The sequence below is a fragment of the Bradyrhizobium sp. 17 genome, from assembly GCF_023073515.1.
Lineage (GTDB): Bacteria > Pseudomonadota > Alphaproteobacteria > Rhizobiales > Xanthobacteraceae > Bradyrhizobium > Bradyrhizobium canariense_D.
The window spans coordinates 81,287-97,112 of record NZ_JADPJQ010000098.1 but is presented as its reverse complement, the minus strand read 5'-3'; the positions used below and the strand labels follow the sequence as shown (position 1 = coordinate 97,112).

Annotated in this window: 13 protein-coding genes; 9 read left to right on the top strand and 4 right to left on the bottom strand. The window is 66.1% G+C overall.

Going from position 1 to position 15,826, the window contains the following annotated elements:
• From sdhA to IVB13_RS18185, 9 genes are all read left to right on the top strand, one after another.
• Window positions 1-1,836, top strand: coding sequence for a succinate dehydrogenase flavoprotein subunit (sdhA, locus tag IVB13_RS18225; protein ID WP_018459777.1), 1,836 nt, complete (start codon window positions 1-3; stop codon window positions 1,834-1,836).
• A 42-nt stretch (window positions 1,837-1,878) separates the two neighbouring features.
• Window positions 1,879-2,661 carry a succinate dehydrogenase iron-sulfur subunit gene (locus IVB13_RS18220; protein WP_018459776.1) on the top strand — a complete coding sequence of 261 codons (783 nt, stop codon included), beginning with the start codon at window positions 1,879-1,881 and terminating at the stop codon, window positions 2,659-2,661.
• Between the two features lie 189 nt (window positions 2,662-2,850).
• Window positions 2,851-5,022: a hybrid sensor histidine kinase/response regulator gene (locus tag IVB13_RS18215; RefSeq protein ID WP_247295784.1), complete on the top strand. Its 2,172-nt coding sequence runs from the start codon at window positions 2,851-2,853 to the stop codon at window positions 5,020-5,022.
• Between the two features lie 53 nt (window positions 5,023-5,075).
• On the top strand, window positions 5,076-7,031 hold the full coding sequence (locus tag IVB13_RS18210) for an ABC transporter ATP-binding protein/permease (protein WP_026233875.1): 1,956 nt from the start codon (window positions 5,076-5,078) through the stop codon (window positions 7,029-7,031).
• A gap of 127 nt (window positions 7,032-7,158) precedes the next feature.
• On the top strand, window positions 7,159-7,983 hold the full coding sequence (locus IVB13_RS18205) for an FkbM family methyltransferase (protein WP_018459774.1): 825 nt from the start codon (window positions 7,159-7,161) through the stop codon (window positions 7,981-7,983).
• A gap of 22 nt (window positions 7,984-8,005) precedes the next feature.
• Window positions 8,006-8,392 (top strand): VOC family protein, encoded by a 387-nt coding sequence (locus tag IVB13_RS18200; RefSeq protein ID WP_007598770.1) that lies wholly within the window; start codon window positions 8,006-8,008, stop codon window positions 8,390-8,392.
• Between the two features lie 72 nt (window positions 8,393-8,464).
• On the top strand, window positions 8,465-8,950 hold the full coding sequence (locus IVB13_RS18195; RefSeq protein WP_018459773.1) for a pyridoxamine 5'-phosphate oxidase family protein: 486 nt from the start codon (window positions 8,465-8,467) through the stop codon (window positions 8,948-8,950).
• Window positions 8,950-9,192 carry a hypothetical protein gene (locus IVB13_RS18190; protein ID WP_018459772.1) on the top strand — a complete coding sequence of 81 codons (243 nt, stop codon included), beginning with the start codon at window positions 8,950-8,952 and terminating at the stop codon, window positions 9,190-9,192. The genes IVB13_RS18195 and IVB13_RS18190 overlap by 1 nt, the downstream gene beginning before the upstream one ends.
• Window positions 9,193-9,377: 185 nt before the next feature.
• On the top strand, window positions 9,378-11,543 hold the full coding sequence (locus IVB13_RS18185; RefSeq protein WP_247489937.1) for an OmpA family protein: 2,166 nt from the start codon (window positions 9,378-9,380) through the stop codon (window positions 11,541-11,543).
• A 77-nt stretch (window positions 11,544-11,620) separates the two neighbouring features.
• Here the strand turns inward: IVB13_RS18185 and argG are convergent, their stop codons facing one another.
• The 4 genes from argG to rlmN all read right to left on the bottom strand — a co-directional run bounded on the left by argG (window position 11,621) and on the right by rlmN (window position 15,739).
• Entirely contained in the window at window positions 11,621-12,958 is a 1,338-nt protein-coding gene (gene argG / locus IVB13_RS18180; protein WP_018459769.1) for an argininosuccinate synthase, read from the bottom strand.
• Window positions 12,959-13,051: 93 nt separating this feature from the next.
• A complete protein-coding gene (locus tag IVB13_RS18175) occupies window positions 13,052-13,828 on the bottom strand; it encodes a phosphatase PAP2 family protein (protein ID WP_018459768.1) in 777 nt (258 codons plus the stop codon).
• A 56-nt stretch (window positions 13,829-13,884) separates the two neighbouring features.
• Window positions 13,885-14,379, bottom strand: a complete 495-nt coding sequence (locus tag IVB13_RS18170; RefSeq protein WP_018459767.1) for a hypothetical protein — start codon at window positions 14,377-14,379, stop codon at window positions 13,885-13,887.
• A gap of 157 nt (window positions 14,380-14,536) precedes the next feature.
• Entirely contained in the window at window positions 14,537-15,739 is a 1,203-nt protein-coding gene (gene rlmN / locus IVB13_RS18165; RefSeq protein ID WP_018459766.1) for a 23S rRNA (adenine(2503)-C(2))-methyltransferase RlmN, read from the bottom strand.
• Between the last annotated feature and the right edge of the window lie 87 nt (window positions 15,740-15,826).

Genomic DNA, 15,826 nt, shown 5'->3' with positions numbered 1-15,826 from the left:
ATGGCCACAGAGACCAATGGCAAGGGCAACGGCGCTCCCGCCACCAACGGCAAAGCCTATCCGATCGAAGATCACACCTATGATGTCGTCGTGGTCGGCGCCGGCGGCGCAGGCCTGCGCGCCGTGGTCGGCTGCAGCGAAGCCGGTCTTCGTACCGCCTGCATCACCAAAGTGTTTCCGACCCGCTCGCACACCGTCGCGGCGCAGGGCGGCATCTCGGCGTCCCTCGGCAACATGCACAAGGACGACTGGCGCTGGCACATGTACGACACCGTGAAGGGGTCGGACTGGCTGGGCGACCAGGACGCGATCGAATACATGGTGCGCAACGCGCCCGAGGCGGTCTACGAGCTCGAGCATTGGGGCGTGCCGTTCTCGCGCACCGAAGACGGCAAGATCTACCAGCGCCCGTTCGGCGGCATGACCATGGACTACGGCAAGGGCCAGGCGCAGCGCACCTGCGCCGCCGCCGACCGCACCGGCCACGCCATGCTGCACACGATGTACGGCCAGTCGCTGCGTCACGCGGCCGAGTTCTTCATCGAGTTCTTTGCCATCGACCTGATCATGGACGACCAGGGCACCTGCCGCGGCGTTATCGCGCTCAAGCTCGATGACGGCACGCTGCACCGCTTCCGCGCCCAGACCGTGATCCTCGCCACCGGCGGCTATGGCCGCGCCTATGCATCCTGCACCTCGGCGCACACCTGCACCGGCGACGGCGGCGGCATGGTGCTGCGCGCCGGTCTGCCGATGCAGGACATGGAGTTCGTGCAGTTCCACCCGACCGGCATCTACGGTTCGGGCTGTCTCGTCACCGAAGGCGCGCGCGGCGAAGGCGGCTATCTCGTCAACTCCGAGGGCGAGCGCTTCATGGAGCGCTATGCGCCCTCCGCCAAGGATCTGGCCTCGCGTGACGTCGTCTCGCGCGCGATGACCATCGAGATTCGCGAAGGTCGCGGTGTCGGCAAGAAGAAGGACCACATCTTCCTTCATCTCGACCATCTCGATCCCGCGGTGCTGGCCGAACGCCTGCCGGGCATCTCGGAATCCGCAAAGATCTTCGCCAATGTCGACGTGACGCGCGAGCCGATCCCAATTGTGCCGACCGTGCATTACAACATGGGCGGCATCCCGACGAACTATCACGGCGAAGTCCTGACCAAGAAGGACGGCGACGACAACGCCATCATCCCCGGCCTGATGGCGATCGGCGAGGCCGCCTGCGTCTCCGTGCACGGCGCCAACCGCCTCGGCTCCAACTCGCTGATCGACCTCGTCGTGTTCGGACGCGCCGCGGCGCTGCGCCTCGCCGAGAAGCTCACGCCGAACGCCAGCCAGCCGGAATTGCCGGCGAATTCGTCCGACCTGGCGCTCGGCCGGCTCGACCACTACCGCTACGCCTCCGGCGGCACGCCGACCGCGAAGCTGCGCGAAGGCATGCAGCACGTGATGCAGAACAATTGCGCGGTGTTCCGCACCGGCGACATCCTGAGCGAAGGCCAGAACCTGATCGAGAAGGTCCATAGCGGCATCATCGACATCGCCGTATCCGACCGCTCGCTGGTGTGGAATTCCGACCTGATCGAGACGCTCGAATTCGACAATCTGATCTCGCAGGCGGTGGTGACGATGAACTCGGCCGCCAACCGCACCGAGAGCCGTGGCGCGCATGCCCGCGAGGACTTCTCCGAGCGCGACGACAAGAACTGGATGAAGCACACGCTGGCCTGGCTGGAAGATTCCGGCAAGGTCAAGATCGAGTACCGCCCCGTTCACGACTACACCATGACCAACGACGTCCAGTACATCCCGCCCAAAGCTCGCGTTTACTAAACGGCGCGCGTGTACTGAGCGAACAGCGAAAGCTTTATCGAAATGGTTGAATTCGCACTTCCGAAGAACTCCAAGATATCAGGCGGCAAGACCTGGCCGAAGCCCGCGGGCGCGACTGAGGTCCGTGAATTCCGCGTCTATCGCTGGAATCCGGACGACGGCAAGACTCCCAGCGTCGACACCTATTACGTCGACACCCATGATTGCGGGCCGATGGTGCTGGACGGCCTGATCTGGATCAAGAACAACATCGACCCGTCGCTGACCTTCCGCCGCTCCTGCCGCGAAGGCGTCTGCGGCTCCTGCGCGATGAACATCGACGGCCAGAACACCCTGGCCTGTACCCGCTCGATGCACGACGTGAAGGACGGCGCGGTGAAGATCAATCCGCTGCCGCACCAGCCTGTCGTGAAGGACCTCATCCCCGACCTCACCAATTTCTATGCACAATACGCTTCGGTCGAGCCGTGGCTAAAGACGACCTCGCCGACGCCGCAGAAGGAATGGAAGCAGAGCCACGAAGACCGCGAGAAGCTCGACGGCCTCTATGAATGCATCCTCTGCGCCTGCTGCTCGACCTCTTGCCCGAGCTATTGGTGGAACAGCGAGCGCTACCTCGGTCCCGCCGCGCTGCTCCAGGCCAACCGCTGGGTATCGGATTCGCGGGATGAGGCGACCGGCGAGCGGCTCGACAATCTCGAGGACCCGTTCCGCCTCTATCGCTGCCACACCATCATGAACTGCGCCAAGGCCTGCCCGAAGGGCCTCAACCCGGCGGAAGCCATCGCCGAGCTCAAGCTCAAGATGGTCGAGCGCCAGATCTAGGCGTCATTCATGCTGCGATCCCCGGCCGGAACGGCCGGGGCATTCTACGACGGGCAGGTGTTCGAGTAGATTTTGCCTGCACCCCTGCGCGCGCAAGCAGGCGGATTGCAACCTCTGGTTCCCGCCACAAGCCGCTTCCTTCCCGGCGCGAAATTCAAGTAAGCTCTCCGGCGTGGGACCGGAGCGACCGTGCAGGGCGCACAACGCAATTCGCTGAGATTGCTGCAGTGGATGATGGCTGCGTCCCTGGCGCTGCCGATTGCGCTGTTCGCGATCGCCGCCTCGATCTCCTACACCTCGACGAAAGATATCGCCGACCGCGAGATCGAGCGCACCCTCGATGTCGCGCATGAGCATGCGCTCAAGGTGTTCGAGACCATCGACCGCAGCCTCGCCGAGATCAACGAGGTGGTGCGCGGCATGCCCGACGACATCATCCGCTCGCGCGAGCCGGCCCTGCACCGCCGCCTGAAGCAACTCTCCGATTCGCTGCCGCAGCTCAAATCGGCATGGATCTTCGATGCGGACGGAAAGTCGCTGGTCAACAGCCTGGCCTCGCCGCCGCCGGCGCAGAGCTTTGCGGACCGCGACTACTTTGCCGCCCATGTCGACCAGACCATCGGCAGCTACATCGGTGTTCCCCTGACGCCGCGCCAGCCCTATCAGGGCGCGCGCTTCTTCGGGGTCAGCCGCCGCCGCGGCTCCGACGACGGCAGCTTCATCGGCGTGATCCAGGCCTCTGTCCTCCCGGAATATTTCGAGAGCTTTTATGCCCGGATCGGCTCCGACCCTGGCAGCTTCCTCGCCATGGGACGCACCGACGGCGTGGTGCTGGCGCATCTTCCGCGGCTGGATCGCGACCTCAGGCTCGATCCTAACGGGCCGGTCGGCCGCAGCATCGCAGCTCACCCCGAGCATGGCCTCATCACCATTGCCTGGCCATGGGACGAGGTCGAGCGCCGCATCGGCTACCGACGCATCGCCGAATACCCGATCTATGTCAGCGCGGGGTTGGAGACCTCGGCGATCCGCGCGCGCTGGTTCGCCACCATGGGCCAGCATCTGGTGTTCGGCATTCCCGCCACCGCGCTGCTGTTTCTGCTGCTGGCGTTCGCGTTCCGGCGCACCCAGCATCTCCAGGCCGAGGCCGCCGCGCGGCGCGAAGCCGAGGAGGCGCTCAAGCACAGCCAGCGCCTTGAGGCGCTCGGCCAGCTCACCGGCGGCGTCGCGCACGACTTCAACAACCTCCTGACCGTGATTCGCGCCTCCGTTGACCTGCTGAACCGGCCGCAGCTGAGCGAGGAGCGGCGCCAGCGCTACATCACGGCCATCGCAGACGCGGTCGGGCGCGCAGCCAAGCTGACATCGCAGCTGCTCGCCTTCGCGCGCCGCCAGACCTTGAAGCCGGAGGTGTTCGACGTCGGCGCGCGGTTGCAGTCGCTGCACGACATGCTCGCGACGCTGCTCGGACCCGCGATCGAAATCGCGATGCGGCTGCCGGCCGAGCCCTGCCTCGTCAATGCCGATGCAAGCCAGTTCGAGACGGCGTTGATCAACATGGCGACCAATGCGCGCGATGCCATGCACGGCAAGGGCAGGATCGTCTTCAACGTCGAGGCCGCGGCGACCATTGCGGACACGCGGGCTCCCGTCTCGGGCAACCCTGATCTTTCAGGCGGCCGTGACCTTGCTGGCAAACACGGTTTCGTCGGCATTGCCGTCAGCGACACCGGCATCGGCATTCCGGCTACGCGGCTCGAGCGCATCTTCGAACCGTTCTTCACCACCAAGCAGATCGGCCACGGCACCGGTCTCGGCCTATCGCAGGTGTTCGGCTTCGCCCGGCAGTCCGGCGGCGAGGTGACAGTCACCAGCGAGGTCGGCCACGGCAGCACCTTCTCGCTCTACCTGCCGCGCGTGGCGCCGGATTTGCTGCCGCAGCGGCAGGCACCGAATACGGCCCCGGCCGTGGCCGGCAGCGGCATGTCGGTGCTGCTGGTCGAGGACAATATCGAACTCGCCAATTTCGCGGCCGACGGCCTCACCGAGCTCGGCTACAGCGTCACGCTGATCGACAACGCAACCGATGCACTCGCCGAGCTGGTCATGGATGCCGATCGCTTCGATGTCGTTTTCTCGGACATCGTGATGCCCGGCATGACCGGGCTCGATCTCGCGCAGGCGGTCCGCGACCGCGGCATCGGCGTGCCGGTCGTGCTGACCACCGGCTACAGCGAGGCGCTGTCCCAGGACGGCAAGGTCGATTTCGAGCTCGTGCAGAAGCCCTACGCGATCGATCAGCTATCGCGCGTGCTGCACCGGGTCGCGCGGCGCCGGGTGCGCGACGGCGCCGCCGAGTGAGCTGACGCCCGGAACCTACGGGAACCTTTTGATTTAGCTTGCGTTATCCGGCCATGCAAAAGCCGGTCAGAAAACGCGAATCGGGCAAGAAGCCGCCCATCGTCGAAATCATCGGCGAGACCGGCGGGGAAGTGGCTCCGCCGCCGCCCGAGCTGGTCGAGCCCGACCCGGAGCTGTCGCCTGAAGAGGCCGAGCAGGCCCGCAAGGACTATCTCCTCACCCGCTTCTGGATCAGCGCGCGCGGCTTCTGGGGCGGCAACGGCGACCGGCTTGCGTGGCTCTACTCCGTCGGCCTCGGCCTGCTGATCGTCCTCACCGTCGGCTTCCAATACGGCATCAATGTCTGGAATCGGGCGATCTTCGACGCGATCGAGAAGCGCGAGGCGTCCACCGTCTTCCATCTCACCGCGGTATTCTTCCCGCTCGCGATCGGCAGCATCGTGCTCGGCGTGGCACAAGTGTTCGCGCGCATGGGCATCCAGCGGCGCTGGCGGGCGTGGCTGACGGCAAGCGTGCTGACGCGCTGGCTTGGCAACGGCCGCTATTACCAGCTCAATCTCGTCAGCGGCGACCACAAGAATCCGGAATACCGGATCGCGGAGGATCTGCGCGTCGCGACCGATTCTCCGGTGGATTTTCTCGCCGGCGTGACGTCCGCGCTGCTGTCGGCCGTGACCTTCATCGTCGTGCTCTGGACGATCGGCGGCGCGCTCACCGTCACCCTTGCGGGATCGTCGGTGACCATTCCCGGCTTCCTGGTGATCGCCGCGATGCTCTATGCGGGAATCGCATCGGGCTCGATCCTGGTGATCGGCCGCCAATTCGTGCAGGTCTCCGAGGACAAGAACCAGGCTGAGGCCGATTTCCGCTACACGCTGACGCGCGTGCGCGAGAACGGCGAGAGCATCGCGCTGCTCGGCGGCGAGGAGGAGGAGCGCGACGGCATCGACCGCAATTTCACCAACGTGCTGCGGCAATGGGCGCGGCTCGCGGGTCAGCACATGCGCACCACGCTGGTGTCGCAGGGATCGAGCCTCGTTGCGCCGGTCGTGCCGCTTCTGCTGTGCGCGCCGAAATTCCTCGACGGCAGCATGACGCTGGGTCAGGTGATGCAGGCGGCTTCCGCCTTCACCATCGTGCAGAGCGCGTTCGGCTGGTTGGTCGACAATTATCCGCGGCTCGCCGACTGGAATGCCTGCGCTCGCCGCATCGCCTCGCTGATGATGTCGCTCGACGGCCTCGAGCGCGCCGAGCTGGGCGACGGCTTCGGCCGCATCAAGCGCGGCGAGACCAGCAATGACGCCATGCTGGAGCTGAAGGATCTCTCCGTCACGCTCGATGACGGCACCGCCGTGGTCGGCGAGACCGAGGTGGTGATCGAGCGTGGCGAGCGGCTGCTGGTGGCCGGCGAATCCGGCACCGGCAAGAGCACGCTGGTGCGCGCCATCGCCGGGCTCTGGCCATGGGGTGGCGGCAGCGTCAATTTCCATCCCGACCGGCGGCTGTTCATGCTGCCACAGCGACCCTACGTGCCGTCGGGCTCCTTGCGTCGTGCCGTCGCCTATCCCGGCGCGGAAGACGACTGGACGGTCGAGGAGATCGGCGAGGCCCTGCACAAGGTCGGCCTCGACCATCTCAAGGAGAAGATCGAGGAAGAAGCACCCTGGGACCAGACGCTGTCCGGCGGCGAGAAGCAGCGCCTCGCCTTCGCGCGGTTGTTGCTGCACAACCCGGATATCGTCGTGCTCGACGAGGCGACCTCGGCGCTCGACGAGAAGAGCCAGGACAAGATGATGAAGATGATCACCGACGAACTGCCGAAGGCCACCATCGTCAGCGTCGCGCATCGTGTCGAGCTGGAAGCCTTCCACAGCCGCAAGATCGTGCTGGAGCGCCGCAAGGGCGGCGCAAAACTCGTCAGCGATATCGACCTGATCCCGCGCAAGGGCAAGCGCAAGCTGCTCGGCCGCTTCCTGCGCCAGCGCAAGGCGCCGAAAAAGGCGGCGTGAGGGGCGGTCTCTTTTCTTCGTCGTCCCGGCGAAGGCCGGGACGACCCAGAGATTGTTGCCCGGATCGAGCGTTGGAGTCCCCGGCAAAACCGGCTATGCATGCGCCGCTTGCAACGAGGACTTTGACTTGGCGACCGATAATGCCCCTTCGTCCGCGCCGTTCGGCGCGTTTGCGCCGAACGCGGCGCAGGCCGCGATCATTCGCCTCGCGACACAATCGGGGCTGAAGCGCGGCGCGTTCCGGCCCTGGCTGTCGCGATTGGTGAACCTGCTGCGCGGTGGTCCCATCGACGTGCAATACCAGGGCGCATCGTTCCGCTTCTATCACCAGGGCAGCGCCACCGAGCGCGGCGCGCTGTTCAATCCCGATTACAATCTCGACGAGCTCGACTTCCTGCGCCAGCACACCCCGGAGGGCGGCGTGTTCGTCGACGTCGGCGCCAATGTCGGCACCTTCGCGCTGGTGATGGCGCGACAGGTCGGGCCATCAGGCAAAGTGATCGCCATCGAGCCGCATCCGATGACGTTTGGACGGCTGTCGTTCAACCAGGCCGCGTCGAAAGCGACGCAGGTGCGCCTGGTGCAGGCGGCCGCCGGCGACAGCGACGGCGAGCTGATGATCGAGAGCGGCGGCGACAATCTCGGTGCCACGCATGTCGTCACCGGCACGGCCAGCGCCGAGGCGATCAAGGTGCCCTCGCTGCGGTTGACGCGCATTCTCGGCGAGGCCGGCGTCACCAAGGTGGACGCGCTGAAGATCGACGTCGAGGGCTTCGAGGATCGCGTTTTGATCGGCTTCTTCCGCGACGCGCCGCAATTGCTATGGCCGCGCGCGGTGGTAATCGAGCATTTGTCGCAAAAGGAATGGCGGGACGATTGTATCGCCGACATGGTCGCGCGCGGTTTCGTGGTTGCGCGCAAGACGCGGAGCAATACGTTCCTGTCGCGCTGACGACGAACAACGGATGTTACGAATGATCGACCATATGGGCTTCCCGGTCTCCGACTATGAGCGCGCCAAGGCGTTCTACGCCAAGGCATTGGCGCCGCTCGGCTACAGCCTGATCATGGAGGTCACGCAGGAGCAGACCGGACACGATCCAGCCGCCGGCTTCGGCGCCGACGGCAAGCCGGATTTCTGGATCGGCGGCGAGGGCGCGCTGAACAAGCCGGTGCATGTCGCGATTCTGGCGAAGGACCGCGCCACGGTGGACGCGTTCTACAAGGCGGCGATTGCAGCGGGCGGGCGCGACAACGGGCCGCCGGGCATCCGGGCGCATTACCATCCGACCTATTACGGCGCCTTCGTGCTCGACCCTGATGGACACAACATCGAGGCGGTTTGCCACGCGCCGGAATAGATAAGTTCCATCCTTCGGCCGGAACCTCGTTCCGCGCGCGCCGTTGTCGTCCCTTGCAAGAAGGAGCACGACATGGCCAACGACAATGCCCGCGACGTCGACCGCGTATGGGATCTGATGAAGACGATCGGATTCGCGATGCTGGTGACGCGCGATGGCGACAAGCTCCGCGCGCGGCCGATGAGCGCCTATCTCGACCGCAACGCGAACACGATTTATTTCCTCACCGACGCGCGGCGTCACAAGGACGAGGAGATCGCGCGCAATCCGTCCATCAACCTGTCGTTCGCAGATGCCGGCAGCCAGAAATACGTGTCGCTGACGGGCACCGCAATGATCTCCAATGACCGTGCCAAGATCAAGGAGCTGTTCTCGACGCCGGCCAAGGCGTGGTGGGACTCTGCGGAAGATCCGAACATCCGCGTGCTCAAGGTCACGCCTGACGATGCCGAGTTCTGGGACTCGCCCGGCACCGTGATTTCCTATGTGAAGATGGCGGCCGCGGCGGTGACGAACACGCGCCCCGATCTCGGCGACAACCGCAAGGTCTCTATGTAATGCCGATCGAGCCGCCCGAGATACCGCCGTCGACGCCCGGTACGCCCACCGAACCGCCGCCGGGGATTCCGCCGAGCAATCCGCAGCCTGAAATCGCACCGCCGGTGCGCGAGCCCGGCTCGCCAGCGCCGCCCGACGAATTGCCGGGCCGCATGCCTGAAGAGATTCCATCACGCGGACCGAACGGACCGCTCACGCCGAATCCCGCGACGGATGCAAGTCCGCCGCGGGATCGCGCATGAGGCGACGCATCAGATCCGAGGCAATTGCAACCTGCGTCTGAATGCGCAATGAACGTCACCATAGTGAGGTGATTTGCGTGCAGAAATAAATCGGGCCGCGTCCGCTTCGTCCGCCACAATCCGGCCTAACGCGTAGCTGTTCATCCGAACACTTCGTCAAAGAACCTTCCGGGGAAGTTCACCACATGACCAACCTTCGTTTCGTGCTGCTTGCCACCACGGCTCTGACCGCGATGCAATTCGCAAGCTCCGCATCGCATGCACAAGGCGCGCCGCCGCTTGTCGTCGCGCAGGCGCAGCCACAAGAGACCGGCCCTGACGGAAAACCGAAGCAGCCGCCGAAGGGACCACCAGCGGCCGCGCCGCCTGCGGCGCCCGCGCGCCCGGCCGCACCGCCGCCCGCAGCTGCACCTCCCCATCCGCCGGCAGCGCCTCCGCCGGCTGCGGCACCGCCGCGCCCAGCAGCGCCGCCACCGCCCCCGCCACCACCTGCGGCCCGTCCGGCACCGCCGCCGCCGCCACCTGTGGCCCGTCCGGCACCGCCGCCGCCCCCACCGCCGCCCGCCGCCCCGAAGCAACCTGCGCCGCCCCCGGCTGCGGCTCCGCAACAGCACGCGCCGACACCGCCGCCTCCGGCACCGCCTTCCGCGCGCCCGGCTCCCCCGCCGCCAGCACCGCCGTCCGCCGCGGCTCCGCAGCACGCACCGACGCCGCCTGCGGCAGCAACTCCGCAGGGACGCCCAGCGCCGGCGCCCACGGCAACACCGTCGCCTGCGCCGGCCGCTCCGACCGCGCGACCGGGTGCTCCGGCTGCACCTGCAGCCACACCGTCACCGACGGCGACTCCTGCGCCGACCGCGACGCCGGCTCCAGGCAGCACGCCGGGCACGCCGCCGACTGGCCGCCCCGGTACGCCGCCTCCCGGCGGACGTCCTGGTGCGCCCCCGGCTGCAGGGTCACCTGCTCCAGGCGCCACGCCCGCGCCGACGGCCACGCCGACTCCCGGTGGCACTCCGACGCCGCCGCCCGGCCGTCCAGGTTCGCCTCCTGCGCCTAGTGCAACTCCGGCTCCGACAACGACGCCGGCCCCCGGTGGCGCCGTGACACCGCCCCCTGGACGCCAGGGTGGTGCGCCTCCTGCTGGTGCACCCGCTGCCGGAGCTCCGCCGACCCAGCCGCAGGCAGGCGCCCCGCCCCGGCCGCCGGCTCCCCCCGCCGGCGCCGCTGCACCGAGCACCGTGCCGGGCTCGGCGGCTGCGACCCCGCCGCCCAACAGGGCGCAATACGCGGCGCCCACGGTTGCGCCGGCGTTCCGCGCCGCGCCCACGACGACCACGCCCCTGCCGCCACCGCCGCGTCCGCCGCAGCGTGACCTGACGCCGCTCGCGATCGGTGCAGGTGTCGTCGCCGGTGCCGTGATCGGCGCCACCATCGCCGACTACCGCAACCAGCGCCGCGAGTCGGTCGAAGGCGGCCGCACCGTCTACACCGAGCCGGACCGCATCATCATCCGCGATCCGGGTGGGCAGACCTACGTCCGCGGCAACGATCTCTATCGCTTCCGCTATGGCGCCCGCGACATCCGCACCGAAACTGTCGGCGCCGATACCCGCACCGTGGTGATCCGTCCCGACGGCAGCGAGATCATTACCGTTGTAGGTCAGGACGGTCGGCTGCTGCGGCGAATCCGCAGGGACCCGGCCGGGCGCGAGCTCGTCATCATCGACAACAGCTACCGCGATCCGCAGTCGGTCGGCGGTTTCTATGTCGACGCGCCGCCGCCCGTCGTCAACATGCCCTACGATCGCTATATCGTCGACGCCCAGGAGGCCTCGCCGGACGTGATCTACGAGACGATGGTGGCGCCGCCGGTGCAGCGGATCAACCGTCGCTACACGCTCGACGAGATCCGCTACAGCCCGAATGTTCGCATGCAAATGCCGAGCATCGACCTCAACACGATCAACTTCGAGACCGGATCGTGGACCATCCCACCGGACCAGGCGGCGAAGCTGCAGTCGATCGCGGACGGTCTCAACCGTGCGATCCAGGCCAACCCGCGCGTGGTGTTCCTGATCGAAGGTCACACCGACGCGGTCGGCAACGACGTCGACAATTTGTCATTGTCGGACCGTCGTGCGCAGTCCGCGGCCGAATTGCTGACCCAGCAATTCGGTGTGCCGTCTGAAAACCTGACGTCGCAAGGCTATGGCGAGCAGTACCTGAAGGAGCAGACGCAAGGACCGAGCGCGATCAACCGGCGCGTCACCGTCCGCAACATCACGCCGTTGCTCAACGGCGGCCAGGCCTCGCTGCCGCCGCCCCCGCCCGGCACCGCGCCGCCGCGCTGAGGCGACACACAAATGCAAAATGGCCGGGAGCAATCCCGGCCATTTTTTGTTTTGTTTCGTAGCCCGGATGGAGCGTGTCAGCTCTTGTCGCTCTCCAGCCGGAAGATCTGCGAGCCTTCGCTGCCCGAGAGCAGGCCCGTGTCGCTGTAGAGCTTCAGCTTGGCGCGGGTATCGTTGATGTCGAGGTTGCGCATGGTGAGCTGACCGATGCGATCGGCCGGCGTGAACGCCGCGTCCTCGACCTTCTCCATGCTGAGCCGCTCCGGCGCATAGGTGAGGTTCGGGCTTTCGGTGTTGAGGATCGAGTAGTCGTTGCCACGGCGCAGCTCGAGCGAGACCTCGCCGGTGACGGCGCGCGCGACCCAGCGCTGCGCGGTCTCGCGCAACATCAGGGCCTGCGAATCGAACCAGCGGCCCTGGTAGAGCAGGCGTCCGAGGCGCATGCCGCTGATGCGGTACTGCTCGATGGTGTCTTCGTTGTGGATGCCGGTGACGAGGCGCTCATAGGCGATGTGCAGCAGCGCCATACCGGGCGCTTCATAGATGCCGCGGCTCTTGGCCTCGATGATGCGGTTCTCGATCTGGTCGCTCATGCCGAGGCCGTGGCGGCCGCCGATGGCGTTAGCTTCGAGGAACAGCGCGACGGGATCAGAGAAGGTCTGGCCGTTCAGCGCGACCGGCTGGCCTTCCTCGAAACGCACCACAACCTTCTCGGCCTTGACGTTGCAGTCGTCACGCCAGAACGGCACGCCCATGATCGGGTTGACGATCTTGATGCCGCTGTCGAGACTTTCAAGATCCTTGGCCTCGTGCGTCGCGCCGAGCAGATTGCTGTCGGTCGAATACGCCTTCTCGGCGCTCATCTTGTAGGCAAAGCCCTGCGCCGTCATGAACGCCGACATCTCGGCGCGGCCGCCGAGCTCGTCAATGAACTGCTGGTCGAGCCAGGGCTTGTAGATGCGCAGGCCCGGATTGGTCAGGAGGCCGTAGCGATAGAAGCGCTCGATGTCGTTGCCCTTGAAGGTCGAGCCGTCGCCCCAGATGTTGACGCCGTCCTCCTTCATCGCCGCGACCAGCATCGTGCCGGTGACGGCGCGCCCGAGCGGCGTGGTGTTGAAATAGGTGATGCCGCCGGTCGAGATATGAAAGGCGCCGGACTGGATAGCGGCGATGCCTTCGTGGACGAGCTGCGTGCGGCAATCGACCAGCAGCGCTTTCTCCGCGCCGAACTCCATCGCCTTGCGCGGGATCTCGTTGTAATCGGCCTCATCCGGCTGGCCGAGATTGGCGGTATAGGCGTAGCAGCGCGCGCCCTTCTGCTTCATCCAGAGCAGCGCCGCGCTGGTATCGAGGCCGCCCGAAAAAGCGATGCCGACTTTCTCCCCCTTGGGCAGGCTTTTCAGGATCGTGGTCATGGGGCTTCCAATCGGTCTCGAAGGGCTGATGTCGTTTCACGGGTTGACCGCGCGAATATCAAATTTCGCGGGGCTCGGCACCCCTTTAATGGCTCAAACTGACGGCTCGGCACCCGTCTTGCGTCCGAACAGGCGCTGGCGGAGCCGGTAAGCGGGCATGTTCAGCCGAGTCAGGGCGGCATCGACCGCCTCGTCGGAAAACCGGGTCCGCGGCCAGCGGTAAATCAGCGCGTAGGCAAACCAGATCACGACGAAGGTGACGAGGCCGGCGATCGACACGTCGGTGAAGAAATGGCCGCCAAAGGCCATCCGCAGCCCGCTGGTCACGAGGCCGAACACCACGGCTCCGGCATAAGCGAGCGGTCGCCACGCCGGCGGTGCCAGTGCGGCCGGCGCCAGCGTCCAGAACGCGGTCGCGCCCTCGCCCGAGAAGAACGAGCAGTTGCGCGCGCAGCCCCCGCGCGGATCCCACCACGGCACGAATTGCTGGTCGCCGGCGAACTGCGTCACCACCACCGGGCGCGGCCGGCCCCAATAGGACTTGAAGGCGAGATTGGTGAGGATGCCGGCCGACATGATGATCGTGACCAGCAGGAAGACGATCGCGCGACCGGATACCATCAGCGGGCGGTCGGGCCGGACCATCTTGACCACGAGCGCGATCAGCGCAGGCAGCACGAACGCCCAGGCGACCCACATCGCGGCGTCGCGCGCGAAGCCGGCCCAACCGTTCAGCTTGAGCGGAAACGTTTTCGTCTCAGGGTCGAAGAACAGCGCGGCGAGCTTGAGATCAAGCTCGGGATAGAGGCCGAAAACGACGCCGATCACGAGCCACAGCGCCAGGGCGATGAAGAGTCCAGTCCGGTTCATGGCGCGCGGTTTAGCCCAGTGGGAAAGGGATGAAAACCCCGTGACAAGTCAGAAAGTCACCGCGCATCCGGCCGCGAATTCGACGGCAGCGGCGGAGGCGGTTGGCGCGCAGGCGGCGGATTGCGCCAAGCGCCGGCATTGCGGCCGGCGATCAGCCAGTAGACGACGCCGGCGACGATGCCCGCGCCGGTCATGATCTCCAGATGCCGCCGCACAATGCCTTCGAATTGCAGCGTGTCGGAATGAAACGGGACCAGGCCGAGATAGCAGGCGAGCCCCACGACGCCTCCGCCCACGGCATAGGCGAGCGCGCTGCGGATGTAGAGCGCCTCGGTGATCGCCACGATCACCGCCGCCGGCACCAGCGCAAAGCCCGAGACGAAGATGAAGCCGAACCCGAGCAGGATATCGATCGTGCCCTGATCGACGGGACCGGCGCCGAGATCGGCGAACTCCGGAAACAACAGCGCGACGACAACGATCATGCCGCCGACGAAACAGGCGGCGAGGAAGCCGATGAAGATGACGACGAGGCGGCCGATCAGGGACATGATGGGAACGAATTGGTGACTGACGGCGTCGCCACATCCACAATCGTCATGCCCGGGCTTGACCCGGGCATCCACGACTTGCTCTCTCGTGGCTCGACGTGGATGGCCGGGTCAAGCCCGGCCATGACGGGCGTTGAGAGCGTCGCCATCATCAATATCAATCCGTCATCGCCATGGCCCGCAGCGTCTGGCGTTCACGGGCCGAGAGCTTTTCCGTCTCCGACTTGAGCTGGCCGCAGGCGGCGAGGATGTCGCGGCCGCGCGGAGTGCGCACCGGCGAGGAATAGCCGGCGTTGAAGACGTATTCGGAGAATTTTTCGATCTGGTCCCAGTCCGAGCACTCATAGGCGGTGCCGGGCCAGGGGTTGAACGGGATCAGATTGATCTTGGCGTGAATGCCCTTGAGCATCTTCACCAGCAGCTTGGCATCGTCGAGCGAATCGTTGACGCCCTTGAGCATCACATATTCGAAGGTGATGCGGCGCGCGTTCGAGGCGCCGGGATAGTCGCGGCAGGCCTGCAGCAATTCCTTGATCGGATATTTGCGGTTGAGCGGCACCAGCTCGTTACGCAGCTCGTCGCGCACCGCATGCAGCGAGATCGCGAGCATCACTCCAATCTCCTCGCCCGCGCGCACGATATTCGGGACCACACCCGAGGTCGACAGCGTGATGCGGCGGCGGGAGATGCCGATGCCTTCGTTGTCGCCGACGATCAGCAGCGCGTCGCGCACCGCGTCGAAATTGTAGAGCGGCTCGCCCATGCCCATCATCACGATGTTGGTGACGCGGCGCGTACCGTCTTCGCGATCGGCCCAATCATTCAGACGATCGCGCGCCACCATCACCTGTCCGACGATCTCCCCGGCGGTGAGATTGCGCACCAGGCGCTGCGTGCCGGTGTGGCAGAACGAGCAGTTCAGCGTGCAGCCGACCTGGGAGGACACACACAACGTGCCGCGATCGGTTTCGGGGATGTAGACGCACTCGACTTCATGCGCCCGCTCGACATTGTCGCCGCTCGGCAGCCGCAGCAGCCATTTGCGGGTGCCGTCGTTGGAGATCTGCTCGGCCACGACTTCGGGCCGGTCGACGGTGAAATGTTGCGCGAGCTCGGCACGAATGCCCTTCGAGACCGACGTCATCTCTTCGAAATTCTGGGCGCCACGGAAATACATCCAGTGCCACAGCTGCTGCACGCGCATCTTGCGCTGCGCCGGTGCAACGCCGATCTCGCCGAGGCGATCGGCAAGCTCGGTGCGCGACAGGCCGATCAGCGAGGGCCTCGCCGGCGGCACATAGGTCTCGAGCGGAGTCTTCTCCACCAGTGTTGCGTTGTGCGGCTCGGTCGTCGGTTGCATGGAATGGCCTGATTTAGGTGGTCGTTCTGGGATGGTCCAAAGGACTAAACCCGGAACCTCGAGATTCCGAGTTCGATGCTACGCATC

Bases quoted from the DNA above. Each gene is read 5' to 3' on its own strand.
- sdhA (WP_018459777.1), top strand. From the start codon at position 1: ATGGCCACAGAGACCAATGGCAAGGGCAACGGCGCTCCCGCCACCAAC.
- IVB13_RS18220 (WP_018459776.1), top strand. From the start codon at position 1,879: ATGGTTGAATTCGCACTTCCGAAGAACTCCAAGATATCAGGCGGCAAG.
- IVB13_RS18210 (WP_026233875.1), top strand. From the start codon at position 5,076: ATGCAAAAGCCGGTCAGAAAACGCGAATCGGGCAAGAAGCCGCCCATC.
- IVB13_RS18200 (WP_007598770.1), top strand. From the start codon at position 8,006: ATGATCGACCATATGGGCTTCCCGGTCTCCGACTATGAGCGCGCCAAG.
- IVB13_RS18195 (WP_018459773.1), top strand. From the start codon at position 8,465: ATGGCCAACGACAATGCCCGCGACGTCGACCGCGTATGGGATCTGATG.
- IVB13_RS18190 (WP_018459772.1), top strand. From the start codon at position 8,950: ATGCCGATCGAGCCGCCCGAGATACCGCCGTCGACGCCCGGTACGCCC.
- IVB13_RS18185 (WP_247489937.1), top strand. From the start codon at position 9,378: ATGACCAACCTTCGTTTCGTGCTGCTTGCCACCACGGCTCTGACCGCG.
- argG (WP_018459769.1), bottom strand. From the start codon at position 12,958: ATGACCACGATCCTGAAAAGCCTGCCCAAGGGGGAGAAAGTCGGCATC.
- IVB13_RS18175 (WP_018459768.1), bottom strand. From the start codon at position 13,828: ATGAACCGGACTGGACTCTTCATCGCCCTGGCGCTGTGGCTCGTGATC.
- IVB13_RS18170 (WP_018459767.1), bottom strand. From the start codon at position 14,379: ATGTCCCTGATCGGCCGCCTCGTCGTCATCTTCATCGGCTTCCTCGCC.
- rlmN (WP_018459766.1), bottom strand. From the start codon at position 15,739: ATGCAACCGACGACCGAGCCGCACAACGCAACACTGGTGGAGAAGACT.